A 14148-nucleotide genomic window follows, 5' to 3' on the forward strand; every position below is an offset into this window, starting at 1 on the left:
ATTAATTTGAACCGATTCTAGTGGATTGTAACTTCAACGCGGTACGTGTCAGCACTAACGCGAATGTGTTTGACAGTCAGCGTGGCGACGGGATCGGGGCCCATTGTGAGACCACACAGGTCGAGATATTTCACACCAATTAATTGCGTGTATTCGATAAATGTCGATCCTACCGCTCCTCTGATCGTGAGTGCAGACTTGACGTCAGCAATCATACCGTTTTCGGAGAGTTGCAGAACTGGGGTTTCGATGGGTAAAGACCATCCCCCATTGAAGTCGGGTGGCGTTCCTGCTGGAATCGTATAAGAAATCTTTTCATGAAGGGTATAATTGAATCCCTCTACGGGCCATTCGCCGCCGCCGAGCTGCATCAATACGGTCGGCCCCGAACCAGCAGGGAAAGGGTCTTTGATGTAATCGAGGTACTCGGACGTAGCACCAATAAGGGCAAGGCAATCGGCCGGCCCCCAATGCAGTTCGTGGGTAATATCGGTAGGTGGAGGGGCTGGAACAGTGGGGTCTGTCTCATCGCCAACATACGTCACATGGAGATGAACCGTAAATTTCCCTGCTCGTCCGGATTGGACGCTTATTGTCGAGTCGTTACTATTTGGAGGTGTTACCGGAGCACCACCTGCGCATGTGTCACCTGACATGACAATTGTCCATATGTAATCTGCCACCCGAGAGTGATCATTGTCGTCAAATTCGCAACTCAAGTGAACAAGTTCATTGAGATAATATACATTTCCCACGCTGTTGGGGCCATAAGCGCTAAAATCAACCACACGATCTGCTTGGGCGGACCGACCGCAAACTAATGCGAGCAGTAGAAAGGCGAACACCGTGCCGAAGTACCGAATTCTGCTCAACGTGCGCATTGTAGGCAACCTTCCGATAACGGAGAATAGGAATCTCGCGGGTCAGACTGCGTAGGTAAGACTGGGCGATCTACCACGTCGATGGTGAGTTGCGGGGCATGTCCCCAACGTTGGGACTCGCATACCAGACTTGGGTTATCAAGCAAAGCCGAAGCTCGCCGCACGACGATATCGATGCGAAGTGACAAAACCGCTCATAGAGGTCAACCTGATGGGGGAGGCGTGCCACTTAGGATCACGGCCACAGTAAAACAGTTAGATTTGTAAGCCTTCAGCGGAACTCAGCGATGGGCACGGGCATGGGTGGCAACTCATCGGTGCGTAGGTAGGCGCGAATCGCCTCGGTTACGGCGGAGACGGGATTGTGGCCGCGTTGCTTCAGCGTGCGGAAGACGCTCATCAGAATCGCCTGAGTCTCGGCCCCGTCCTCGCTGCCGTTGGCGTAGCTGTTCTTCCTCGCGATTACGGCCGGGCGGATTTGACGCTCGCCGTGATTGTTGTCGAACGGGACTTCGGGATGGTCCAGGAATGTGAACAACTCGGACGCATGCCGCCGCAGTCGTTTGATCAAGCGGCGGGCGTGCTGGTGCTCCCAGGGTTGGGCCAGCAGTTCGCGCAACCTCCCGTCCAACCGCTGCCGGCGCGAGGTGAACGCCTTCGTGGAGAGTTCCTTCCGCCGCTTGCTCAGGCGGATCGAGTCGCGGATCAACCGCTTCAATTGCTGGGAAAACGCCGGCCAGTCGCCGCCGGGCTTGTGGTAATGTTGCGTCCGCTTCAGGTCGCGCAGCAGGTGCGGCAGACATTTCTGTTTCTGCTCGCAGACGACCGTGTTGTAGGCACCCCAAAAGTCGGTGACCAACACACCGGTGAATTCCTTCTTGAAGAACCGCTTCAACGCCGGACTGCCCCGCCGCCGGTCAATCATGTAATACGTGACGTCCTTCGAGGCGAAACACCACAACCAGTAGGTCGTGCCGTTGACTCGCCAACCGGTCTCGTCGGCGTGCAACACGGCGCTGTCGAGGGCTTGGGTCTGAATCTCGAGGTACCAGGCCCGAAGGATTTCCCGCAGCCGCCGCCACATCTGGATCAGGCCGCCGGAAGACAGCTTGAACTGGAGGTGGAAATTGAAGACGTCGATGATCTGGGCCAGCGTGGTCCCCAGCAGGTAGTGGAGCCAGGCCGAGAGGACCACGACACGGAGACCGATGGTCGAGCCGGACAAGGCGTCGGGGACAGTCGGTTCGACGGTGGTGCGGCAGTGCGGGCACCAGGAGCGATGGATCGTGTGCTCGGTGACCACCGGCGTAATGTCGACGGGGATGTCCTCGATGACGCGGGTCCGGGAACCACGGCAGGGTCGCACCGGCCCGTGACACTTGGGACAGGCCGAGAGGGTGTGCTCCTCCTGGCGATCGATCCGCGTCGGCGCGGGCCGATGCAGGCCGGGATGTCCCGGCCTGGCCCCTTTGGGTTTGGCCCGTCCCTTGGCGGGTGGCTTCGCGTAAGGCGGAGTCTGTCCCGAAGGCGCCGACGGGTCCGTACCGATCGGCACGCCGACCTTCTTTTCAGCCAGTTGCTTGGCCAAGTTCAGGAGCGCGAAGACGACCGCTTCCTGGCCCTGCTGAAAGATCAGCGTGGCTTGCTCGGCCGTCAGTTGCGGACCGAGAACAGTCAGCAGGGATGCCACATCAAGGGTGTCTGAACCCGTCGTTGCCATGGGCATAGTGAAATGGAGCGGTCCTCAGATTGCAAGACGAACTGAATTCGGCGGAAGGCTTACTTAGATTTTAATATGGCAAATGAAATTTTTATTAAGACGGAAAGTGTTCAGCTTGTTTTCCCGAATGCATGGAATTTTGTGACATTTAAACAATAGATTACATGATTCATGCTAATTACTGCAACGGGCTGTGGTACGGGAATCAAGTCGCATTCGTCGCGACCCTCTCGGTCTCACCGTTGATCCACCGGCCCTGACGCTACGGCACCGTATTGCAACAAAAAGGGGGGACATAGCAAATAATCGTCTCAGGTCCGCTCCTTCTTCGGCCTCACGCGCGCACACAGGCACGATGCCAACCCCAAACGCTCGGCCACGACTCGCCGCCGAACGCTTCCCATGATCGACCGAATGCCGCAGGCGATTCAGGTCGACCCGCCGAGAGCGGCTCGTTCACACGCTCCAACCAACGCGAGTCACGCAACGGCGGCTCGCCGCGCCAGAGCTTCCTTGGCCACTCAACCAGGGGACCAGGCTCGACCAGCCCCAGTCCTCCGCACGGACCACCAACTCGGCGCATAACGCATTCCGCTCAACCTAACGCTGTACGGTGAGCAGATGCTCGTCGGCCTCGAGCGGGAACGCCTTGAAACGACCTGGCCACACTTGTCCCGGCGTGTGGTGGGGACGGTGATTACGTCGCGCGGGCCCCGTCAGAAGCCACCGCATCCAGCGGCTGAGGTCGCCATCCGCGTGGGGACGAGTCACACTATCCCCTCGGTTCTCACTCATCACCCCCGACCTGGAAAAAGGCATCGTTCGACACCCCCTCGCCGATTCCGCTGTCGGCAGTGAAAGTCACGTGAAGGCGATAAGCGCCGGGTTTCGTCAGATCGAACCAGTCATTGAGGTCGAACCGCATGGCCTCGAAGGTTTCGAGAGGGGCGAGTGTGCGTGTCCCCTCCCCCGGATCGAAGTGAGCGTCCCGCTTCGGCTCGACCGCCTCGAGAGGGTAGACTGGGTTCAAAACCGACCTCGAGCCTCGCGGCGGGGAATACCAGAGCGAGAGGTTAACCCCATTCCGCAACGCAGGCTTACCGTCGGGGCCGGGGCGAACGAACTCTGTCGGGCTCACGTGGGCAACCCCGAGCCGGTTCCGGATCTGCATTGCCACGGCGATCGGTCGGCCCGGCTCGTAGCGGGTCTTGCGCGGTTCGGCCCGTTCCGCCAGGGCGTCCAACCCTCCTTTAAGTTTAGGGCCATATTGGCCGCCGAACTCGATCTCGGAGGCTGGGGCGCGGGCAATGACGTGGTGGCCGACGAAGCCATAGAAGCGTTCCCACCCATACCCTTTGCGAACCTCCTCGGCTTGCCAGACATAGCCGTTCGTATTGTATTCGCGGTGGGTGACGCCATCCTGGCTGGTCAGATCGATCGGCATATTCTTCAGGGTGAGCCAGCGGGCCTGCTGTGGGAATCCCGGTAGGTTCGCCAGTCGTGTTTCCCCTTGCCCTTCGAGCGAGAAGATCGCCCGGCCGGCGGCGACGTCCTCGTGAGTCGCCGGCTTCGCGAGGATCGGAAATTTCAGGTGGACTTTGGAGTCAGAGAAGTCGTGCATGCCAGGATGTGCCGCGAGCGTGAACCGGTCGCCGAACCGCTTCAAATAGACGACACACGCGGCCACGGCTTCATCTCGGCGCGTTTCCGGCCAGAAGAGATTGAACTCGGGGCAACCTTCGAGGCTCGAGAGCTTCCAGGCGAGGAAATCGCAGGACCGGAAGGGGTGTTCCACCCCGATCGTGATCCCTTCCAGATGGAAACTGGATGAGCCGTAGTTCACTGCCGGGACGTTCTTGATCTTGCAATGGACGCCCCCCCTCGCGTCTCGCTCGACGGTTCCGAGCGGGGCCTTGTCCGCCAACCCGGCGAGCACGCCTTCGCGGAAGCCGGCGACCACGATGAGCGACGACGTAAAGAGGTTATCGGCAAACGACGATGACTCTCCCCGGGCTTCGGCAAGGAGCGGAACCCAGGGGGACTTCGAGTCGTTGAACAGCCAGCGCGCGGCCGAGGCCAGCGCGGGGTGATCGGGCTGAGCCAAAAGCGGCTGCAAGGCAGTGAAGGTGCCATATTCCAGCATCTTCGGGCTGGTCGTCCGGAGCCAGGCGGCATACTCGTCAAGCGCCTCGACGTCGCCAAGTCGAGCGCGAATCTGGGTGAACCGGGCCAGGGACGCCGCAAGGTTCTGGTCGGCGTTCTGCGGGTTTTCTTGATCGCGCCAGCGGTCGGACCGCTCCCGGCACTTCTTGCTGAGTTCCTGGAGGAGGGGCAACGACGCCTTCTCATCCCAGGAGGCCAGAATGGTACTCATGTGACAGGCGGCCCCAAATCCTTGGTCCGGGGATGACTGAGGGTTCCCCGTCCGCTCGATCTGCCCGGCCCGGCGAAGCATCAAGGCGGTGACGCTCGGGTCCCGCCCAGTCCGCAACGACTCCCCTTGCAGCGGCCTGGTGCCTGGTTGGGGAAGCGGCATCCCCTCCTCGACGACCGGCGAGACGATCGCCCCGGCCGCTTCCAGCCAGCGGGCCTGGCCAGCCGCATCGTCGAGCAAGGTCCGATACCACCGCTCGACCAGCGGGACCGAACGGGTCTTTTCCCAGAACTGGCGGATCGAGCCCGCAAGGGCCTTCCGCGCGGCGAGGTCAAGCGTCTTCCACCCGTACATTCGCTGGTCGGCAAACTCTTGAGTCTTGAGAATGCCAATCAGGGCGGCGAACGCAGCTTCGTAGACCGGGTGGACGAAATGATCGGCCGGTAAGCTTCGACTATCGCTGACCGAACGCGTGAGCCGGCTGTCGGACTCGAGCACCTCGAGCAGAGGCACGACGGCCGGGTCCCCCTCGGCAACCAGGTCGCGCACCAACGGCGAGTTGCCGGGAGAGGCAGAGCCGGGCGACATCATCTGCCGCTCGTCGATCTGGTCGAGGTCACGAATCAAGGCCGCGATCCGGGCAGAAGGGTCGCCCCCTTTCTTGGGGATCGGCCCCCGGGCCGCCATCTTGGCCCTCCGCTCCTGGTCGCGGAGCAGTTCGTCGAGCTGTGTGAGACCGTAAAAACGAGGGGGGGGGCCTGCGTCTTCTCGATTCTGCCGCTCCGGAAGGGGGAAGCCCATTGCTTCGGCCTGAGCCGAGACCAGGTCGCGGAACTTCGCCAGCCTTCGAGCCGTATCGAGGGCAATCACATCGTCCCCCCTTATGTGGGCCCCGATCAATCGCTCAAAGGCCGTGTGGGTCCAGTCGGCAGCCAAGGTCAGGTAGGTGATCCCATAATCCGTCAGGTCACGCGTCCGAGGCTTGGGCGTCCAGGTCGTCCCAGCAGCGAAAAGGGTTTCGGCCAGGTCGGCGCGACCAAGGCGAAGCAATAAGCAAATTTTGATTGGCGAGTGGTTCATCACGCCCGCAACGCCAAAGGGATTCTGGCCTTCCTTGGGGAAGCCCCAGTAAACCCCCTGCCTGAAGCCATTCAACGGCGTGGCCTCCCGCGTTCGCTTCAGGTTAACGGCCAGATCCTTGATATCGCGATCGAGATCGACCGGCTCACCAACGGCCAGGGCCGGATAGACCTGGCCATCCCAGCAGACGACGAATCGTCCGGGCATGTCGGCCTGCTCGGGCAAAACAAATCCGTGAGATTTCACATCAAAATAATTAGGAATTTCTACTTCGCGGTATTCGCATCCCCGCGGGTCGGCCACTCCTTGTTCGAAGAGGGAGGCCGTCGCGTTCACAAGGAACTTTGGCAGCGTCGTCGCGGGGGCAATCCAGGGTTGGCCCTGGTTCGGAGGCTCGGGGATCCGCTTCCCCTCGAATTTGGGAACCGGCCGGTATTGCTGAGCCCCGAGCATGACGACCGCGATCAAGGCCAGCAACGCGAGCCACGAGAAGCGAGCGGGACGTCCCAGGCTCGCCGACGTTTCAACGCTCATCGAAATGATTCTCCATAGTGAGTGCGCCCAGCCTGAATGCCCTTGGGTCGTGCCGCCCCTGATTCAGTCGTCGCAACGGTACAGCAGAGGGGTATCTCCCGTCCGACCGGCTTCCCTCGGCCTCGCCTCATTGGGAAAGCCAAGGATCAGGGCGGCGGCCAGGCGAAGCTGGGCCTCGAGGCTGGCGGCCGTCCAGGTGTCCGCCTTGAGCGGTGGCTTCCGGGCCGCGTCGGGCAGGGTGCGGATCATCGAAACGATCGCCCGAGGGTCGTAGACGGCCAGGCTCTTGAAGATCGTCGCATTGGCGGCGTTATATCTTGCGTTCGAGTTGATCAGCAAGTCAGACAAGCGCTCGAGTTCAGGAGTGGCGATCACATCGGCGATCGCCCGGTCGTAGCGGGCAACCAGCATCGCCAGGGCAAACGTCCCCTCGAGTCCCCTGGCATCCGGCTCCAGGACTGACGGGGCCCGCGAAGCCGCGACCAGCCAGATCCGTTCGGCGAGCCGTTCCGGGTCGAGCCGCTCGACGACCGGGAGCAGTTCCGCCATCAGGTTGGCGACGGAGCCCTGCCCCAGGCCCTGGTTCCCCTTGACCGCGATCTTGCGAAGGCCGTCGTAGGCCTCGTCCAGCAACCGGCGGGCTTCGACGGGGTTCGACCTGGCCAAACCGTCGGCGATCCTTCCAAGCCCGAACGGGACAAGCGCGGAGCTGGCCGCCATGCCAGTATCACCGATGGTCTCGAGCACGCGCCGGGCCCGAGGCAGGTCGAGCTTCGCCATCGTGCGGGCGGCCTTCAGAACAATCCAGGGCCGATTGTAGAAGCCCGGAGAAGGCGGAGCGATCAGGCGTTCGGCCTCGGCGGGGTCGATGCTCGCGAGCCGGCTCGCAGCCTGGCTGTTGTAGCGGCTGAGCGTTGCGGCGTCGGTCGGCGAGACATTCGTCCGTCCCCGCCGCTCAAAGAGCGCAGTGGCGGCCGGGAGGTCGATCGCGGCAAGGACGCAGGCGAATTCTTCGGACTCGGAGAACCAGGTCTCTTTGGGCAAGGCGGCCACGACCTTCTGGCCCTCGAGCAGGATCGGGCGCGCCCGTTCGATCTCGCCGCGTTCGAGCCAGCGGTCGGCGACCTGGCCAAGGAGGCTGACCTTCTGAGCGGTAGGCGCGGCCAGGCGTGCGTCGACCAGGGCACGCTCGAGGAGGTTTTCCCGGAGCGCTCGATCGGGCGCCGGGCGAAAGTCTTCCAGGGCGAGCCAGCAGAGCGCCCTTGTGCCGGGGTCGAGGTCGGCCTCCACCGTGGCGATGGCCAAGGCGGGGTCATCCTCAAACTGGCTGAGCGCCACCTGGATCAAGACATTGGTCGGTTCGGCGAGCACACGGTTCTCGATCATCTCGAGCACTGGCCCGGGGTCGACCCGCGCCAGGGCCGGAACCACCGAAGCGCTGAGGGTCCCGAGCGAGCCCGACCGGGCCAGCGGGAGCAACGGCCCGAGCAGTTCCCGGGCCAGGGCGCGCTCTTCGGCCCTGGGGAGCGGTGAGGGGAGCGTTTTGAGGTTCGCAATCGGCGGCTCGGTCACCCGGGCCAGCCGGATCTCGACCGGGTCCGCCTCGCCCCCGACAATTGCGCCCCCGAACCGAAACTCAGGGACCTCGGCGAAGATGAGGGCCGCTCCGTTCGAAACCCCGGCGAGCCGGAATCGGCCGTCGGCGTCCGCCTTGGTAGACGTCCAGATCGGCCCGTCGCCCGCCTGTGAGACCACGGCCCCTGGCACCGGCTTGCCATCGCGGTCAATGATTCTTCCCGTCACGACCCGGACGCCCCGCGACCGCTTGAGGGTAAGGTCGGGGAGCGTGAGCAGGTCCGTCTCGGGCAAAGGAACCCAGGCCGTCCTGGCGGGGAAAAACCCTGGGGCGGTCACTTCAACCCGGAATTCGCTGGCTTTCCGCTCCAGCTCTTTCGGGGTCCGGAAGGTGCCGTCGGGGCCGGTCCTGATCTCAAGGTTGTCCTCGAACCTGGCCTGTTCGGTGTGGCCCGGGGAGTTGTCTCGCGCGACCCGGAACTGAACCTTGACGAGAAGATCGGCCAGCGGCGTCCCGCCCGGCCCAAGCACGCGGCCAGCGACGGCGAGCACCGGCGTCGGGGCAATCGCGACCGTCACCGGATTCGTTTCGCCCGCTTGAACCGTGAGCGGGCTCTTGCTCTGCCGGTTCCGGAGCTTGGCGGTGATCGTCACGGTCGAGTCCGGCCCGAGCCCTTCGAGGACGAAGTCCCCCTTGTCGTCGGTCTTGACCTGGATGCCTCCGCCGCTGGAGCCTCTCCCTCCGGTGAGCATCCACGACGCCTGGACCAAAGCGCCGGGAACGGCCTGGCCGGCCTCGTTCACAACCTGGCCCCGGAGAGGAGGAGCAGCGGGGAGAGCCTCCCTCGTCGCCAGTTCGATCACCTTGGGCGGTTCGGGGACCGTGAAGTCCTCCCAGCCCTGGCTGGGTGCCAGGACGTGCGTCGAGGGCAAGGTAAAATGACCGACCCGGACCTGCCCGGGTAAACTCTGGAAGGTGTAACGTCCCTTTTCATCAGTCTTGACGTTCAGGCTCCCGTTTCGATTCGCCCCGATATAAATCAATGTGACCGAGACGCCCGGTACGGGCTTGCCGGTGCCCCGTTCCAGAAACAGGCCGGTGACGGTGACCGGCTTCTTGAGCGGGATGTCCACCACCAAGTCTTCACGACCTTCGCGAACGATCAAAGATCGGGGAAGGTCGACCACGACGGGCAGGTCGCCGGGAGGTTTCAGGTCAAGTTGAAGGCTGCCCACGGCGATCGGGGCAAGGACAAACCGGCCCTCATCGTCGGTCGTCGTCCTCACATACCCGGTCGTCTCAGGCTCCGTGTTGGGGGCGCCGCCAACACGGGTCCAGGCCTGGACACGCCAGCCTCGGGCATTTTTCAGGTCAACGGCCGAGAGCCGCCCTTTCCAGGACGAGGCCGGCCTCAGCGTGATGACCGCCGGCTTGCCGAGCTTGAAGACGATCGGTCGACCCTGAATCCCAAGCTCGCGTGAATGAACGTCGACATACGCCAGCTCGTCCGGGGAGACGGCGTCGATCACGGCCAGGCCATCGGGCCCGGTCGTTACCGAAGTGAGTTCAGCGACGACGTCCGGCACCACCGTGAAGTGCGACCTGAGCCGCTCGGGGAGCACCCGGACACCGCTCAACGGTTGACCGTCCGGCCCCTCGACACGAACTTCAGCCTTGCCGGGAGGCTGCAAGACGATCCGGACCGGCTCATCCGCCTTCGGCAAAGCCTCCGGGAACCGGGTCACCGAGACGCGAAAGCCCGGCTTCACCCCCCAGAGAATCAGCGCCCGCTGCGGGTGATGATCGCCCGCCAGGGCCGTCGGCCGATCGAGTGTGAACCGCCCGTCCTCGGCCGACTTCACATGCGCGACGATCGGCGGATTGTAGCTCGGCAGGCCCACGAGGATCAGGTCGGCACCGGCCACCGGCTCCCCTCCAGGGCCGACGACCGTGCCCGTCAAAGGCGTCGTCGGAACCTGCGCGAGCACGATCCAGACCAGAGGCGTCATGAACATTCGTGAGGCCCTCTATAGCAATCGGCGGTGAAGTGGGGGAGCCTGTCGCCTCAACCCGGGCCGCAGCTCCATCCATTGATGGTACGCTGACTTCTCAATGAGGCCAAGCACGTAGTCGGCCTGATCCTGGACTCCTGTCGCGGGAAGAGACCAAATCCGTGCTTTTGATCCCAAATCGTTGGAATCGCCCACCTGTTTCCCGGCACTATGTCATTAAGAAGCAAGAGCACGAGGGGAACGACCGATGGGCGAATCGACCGACGGCATTGTCTTGAAGCACCTTCAAACCCTCTACAGCGTCGGGGCAATCGGAGGCCTGTCGGACGGCCAGCTCGGGGACCGGGTCCACACCGGGGGGGACGACACTGCCGAGGCCGCCTTCACGATCCTGGCCGAGCGGCACGGACCAATGGTCCTCCGGATCTGCCGGCAAATGCTCAGCGATCGCCACGAGGCCGAGGATGCGTTTCAGGCCACCTTCCTCGTCCTCGCCCGCAAAGCCCATGCGATCCGCAACCGAGACTCGGTGGCCGGCTGGCTCCACGGCGTTGCCCGACGCGTTGCGCTGAGGGCCAAAGCCGACGCCGCCCGGCGGCAGATCAAGGAACGCCGGGCCGCAACCCTGGCCGTCGGCCGTTCGCCTGAAAACAACGAGGGCCAGAGCGAATCCTGGCCGGAACTCCACGAGGAGATCGCCCGGCTGCCGGAGCGATACCGCGAGCCGGTCGTGCTCTGCTATCTCGAAGGGCTGACCACCGAAGCGGCCTCGCAACGACTCGGCTGCCCCAAAGGAACGGTCCTCTCCCGGCTCTCACGGGCGAAGGAACGGTTACGGCGGAGCTTGACCCGGCGCGGGGTCGTGATCCCCGCCGGCATGCTGGCGGTGGAGTGGAGCTCGGACATCGCGTTGGCAATACCGACGACTTTGCTCGAGACGACAGTGCGCGCGTCCTTGAATTTCACGGCGCGACAGGCGGCCGGGGCCTCGCTGGCCTCGACAACCGCAGTCGGCCTGGCACGGGGGGTACTTTACGCCATGACTCTCTCGCAATGGAAAACTTTCGGCGCGGCGACTCTCGCCTGCATCTTCACCCTGGGAGGCCTGCAAGCCTTCGCTCAGTTCGGCGGGATCGGCGTGGCCGACGAGGCCTCCACGGTCAAGCCAGCCGCCGACGATCGGCAGGCGGCCCTGAGCCAATCGGTGGCCAAAATCCAGGCCGAGCTGGACGAGGCGAACCGGCGGAATGCCGAGTTGCAAAAGCAGTTGCAAGCGATCCAGACCGAGTTGAAGACGTTGCAGACCGGCCCGACCTCGGCCCCAACCAAAGAAGCCAAACCGAAGGGGCTGGCCGACAAAGCCGCTGAGGCGGCTGAACCGCAAGGCCGGGACATCACAAACGGCAGTTCACCAAACTTCAGACACAGACGTTCAGACGAATTCATTTTCATGATTTCTCGGTTAGGAGACAAGTTCAAAACCTTTAACACCAGGACGGGCAGGACCAGTTCGCTCGAGTTGCCCGCCTCGAAGGAATTCCCACTCGAGATCACGCCGTTGACCGATGTGCAAGCAGCGGCATTCAAGCTAAAAGGCCAGAGAATTACACAACTTTTCGCCTCCAATTCCCTCGAAGGCCCTTGGTTCACTCAGGACCTGCGTGAACCCGTCAACGGCACGGTTTCACCAATCATCAGAGACCATCAAATTTCATATCATGTTGGCCGTTATGTCTACACCTTCAGCTCCATCGCAAAGCGGTGGGCCATCCTAGAACTTCCCGAGGGGAAACAATTCAGGCTGGACAATAGCAACCCAATTTCCTTCGTAGGGGACGACCACATTTACACCTTCGACGTTTTCAATGGCGAGTGGAAAGACCTCAACATAAAGGCCATCTTCGACGCTCCTGACAACAAAGGACCGGACGACGCCAAGTTGCCCCTGCCTCAAACTCGCCTTTCCCCTCAATCGGCTCCGAGCCTCCCGAATCAACTTCCCTCTCTGGATGCTTCCGGGTCCAGGCCAGCCGGGCCTTAACTTCAATCACCCTAAAACACAAGCTTCAACCGGCCGTCCCTCAAGGTAGGAGCAGGCTCAAGCTTACCCTACGAAGAAAAGGTACAGTAGGCTGCCACACACAAAAATTACATCATATCAAAATTCAAAACACATGACAATTTTTCCTGTCAGGCGACTCAGCCTCTGGATGCTCATTGCCCGAATTGCATGAGATCACCGGCGGAGAGTACGATAGAAACGCGAAGCGGGCACCGGTGACTCTCAACAGCCGTTCAAGGAATCGGACTGGGTGGCTGGCAAAATGAGGGCCCGGGCAAAGGGTCTCGTTCTCTTCAGATGCCTGATGACGACGTCAGAAGAGGCGTAAGGGACGAGACAAGACTCCCGCATAGCCCGGAATTCTCGCCTCATGACCAGGATGACGCTGTTTGACCCGGACGACGACCTCGCCGGGGCTCCGCTCGAAACGGTCTCGGAGCTCACAGGGCGGATCAAGACGACCCTGGAGCGCGGGTTCGCCGAGGTCGCGGTGCGGGCCGAGGTCTCTAACGTCGCGCGGCCGAGGTCGGGGCATATCTACCTCGTACTCAAGGACGACGGCGCCCAGGTGCGTGCGGTGCTCTGGAAGACCGAGGCCCAGCGGCTCGTCTTCGACCTGGTCGACGGCCTGGCGGTCACGGTTTGGGGCAAGCTGGCGGTCTACGCACCCCGGGGCGAATACCAGGTCACGATCCGCAAGATTGAGCCCGAGGGGATCGGGGCGCTCGAGCTGGCGTTCCGCCAAACAGTGGCCCGGCTCGCGGCCGAGGGCCTGTTTGACCCCGAGCGGAAGCGCCCCCTGCCTCGGTTCCCGCGACGGATCGTGGTCGTCACCAGCCCGAGCGGCGCGGCGGTCCGCGACCTGCTGCAAGTCATCAGCCGGCGATGGCGGGCCTCCGACATCCTGATCGCACCGGCACGGGTCCAAGGCGCCGGCGCGGCCGAAGAGGTCGCCGAGGCGATCGCCCTGGCCAACCGAGTCGCCGGCGCTGACCTGGTCATCCTCGCCCGAGGGGGCGGGAGCCTCGAGGACCTCTGGGCGTTCAACGAGGAAATCGTGGCGCGAGCCATCGTCGGCTCCGCCCTGCCGGTCATGACGGCCATCGGCCACGAGGTCGACCTCACAATCGCCGACCTCGCCGCCGACCGCCGCGCCCTGACGCCGAGCGAAGCGGGCGAGCTCTGCGTGCCCGATGCGCTCGAGATTCGCCGAACCCTCAGCCGCCTGGCGGAACGGATCGCCTTGTCGGGCCGGATCCGACTCCAAGAGGCGCGTTCCCGGGTCGAGGCTGCCTCGAAGGGACTCGACCGGGCCATGCGCCGCGACCTCGATGGCCGCCGGCACCGGCTCGGCCGGTTGGTCACCGCGCTCGAGGCCCTCAGTCCCCTCGCCGTCCTCGCCCGCGGCTATAGCCTGACGTTCCAGGCCGACGGCGTCAGCCTGGTGCGATCGGCCGACGACGTCCAGGTCGGCGACCTCCTGCATACCCGGCTCGCTTCGGGCCCACCCATCACCAGCCGCGTCGAACGGAGATCCTGATCGTGAGCGAGGAACCCGAGTTGGATTTCGAGACCGCCCTGAACGAGCTCGAGCAGATCGTCGACAACCTCGAAGCTGGCGAGCCCGCCCTGGCCGAGGCCCTGGCCAAGTACGAACGGGGAATCCACCTCCTGACCCGCTGCCAGGGCCTGCTCGACGGCGCCGATCGAACGGTCGCCCTGCTCTCGGGCGTCGACGCCAACGGCCAACCCCTGACCACCCCCTTCGACACCACGGCCACCGCTGACCGACCAACCTCCTCAACCCCCTAAATCCCCAAGCTTAACGACGAAATTCCGTTCTCACCCCCCTCTCACTTTGCGTTGCAAAGTTTTTTACGGAGCCATGTGGACAATCTCGAAGAGTTTG

General features: G+C 63.1%; 8 protein-coding genes. 3 read left to right on the forward strand and 5 right to left on the reverse strand.

The annotated features are described in order from the left end of the window. Window positions 1-17: 17 nt before the first annotated feature. The 5 genes from SINAC_RS40430 to SINAC_RS36475 all read right to left on the reverse strand — a co-directional run bounded on the left by SINAC_RS40430 (window position 18) and on the right by SINAC_RS36475 (window position 10180). Entirely contained in the window at window positions 18-881 is an 864-nt protein-coding gene (locus tag SINAC_RS40430) for a hypothetical protein (RefSeq protein WP_015250549.1), read from the reverse strand. 271 nt (window positions 882-1152) lie between these two features. Further along, window positions 1153-2607, reverse strand: a complete 1455-nt coding sequence (gene tnpC, locus SINAC_RS36465; protein ID WP_015245510.1) for an IS66 family transposase — start codon at window positions 2605-2607, stop codon at window positions 1153-1155. Between the two features lie 594 nt (window positions 2608-3201). Continuing rightward, complete coding sequence (locus SINAC_RS40435; protein WP_157579483.1) at window positions 3202-3396, reverse strand: hypothetical protein; 195 nt, start codon at window positions 3394-3396, stop codon at window positions 3202-3204. Next, a complete protein-coding gene (locus SINAC_RS36470; protein WP_015250550.1) occupies window positions 3389-6589 on the reverse strand; it encodes a hypothetical protein in 3201 nt (1066 codons plus the stop codon). The genes SINAC_RS40435 and SINAC_RS36470 overlap by 8 nt, the downstream gene beginning before the upstream one ends. Before the next feature lie 63 nt (window positions 6590-6652). Further along, window positions 6653-10180 carry a carboxypeptidase regulatory-like domain-containing protein gene (locus SINAC_RS36475; protein ID WP_015250551.1) on the reverse strand — a complete coding sequence of 1176 codons (3528 nt, stop codon included), beginning with the start codon at window positions 10178-10180 and terminating at the stop codon, window positions 6653-6655. Window positions 10181-10424: 244 nt separating this feature from the next. Between SINAC_RS36475 and SINAC_RS36480 the strand changes: the two genes are divergently transcribed. From SINAC_RS36480 to xseB, 3 genes are all read left to right on the forward strand, one after another. Continuing rightward, the gene (locus SINAC_RS36480; protein ID WP_015250552.1) at window positions 10425-12218 is read left to right on the forward strand and encodes a sigma-70 family RNA polymerase sigma factor; all 1794 of its coding nucleotides are present in this window, start codon (window positions 10425-10427) and stop codon (window positions 12216-12218) included. Between the two features lie 391 nt (window positions 12219-12609). Then, complete coding sequence (xseA, locus tag SINAC_RS36485; protein ID WP_015250553.1) at window positions 12610-13779, forward strand: exodeoxyribonuclease VII large subunit; 1170 nt, start codon at window positions 12610-12612, stop codon at window positions 13777-13779. Window positions 13780-13781: 2 nt separating this feature from the next. Continuing rightward, entirely contained in the window at window positions 13782-14051 is a 270-nt protein-coding gene (gene xseB, locus SINAC_RS36490; RefSeq protein WP_015250554.1) for an exodeoxyribonuclease VII small subunit, read from the forward strand. The last annotated feature ends 97 nt before the right edge of the window (window positions 14052-14148 follow it).

Source organism: Singulisphaera acidiphila DSM 18658, from assembly GCF_000242455.2.
Taxonomy (GTDB): domain Bacteria; phylum Planctomycetota; class Planctomycetia; order Isosphaerales; family Isosphaeraceae; genus Singulisphaera; species Singulisphaera acidiphila.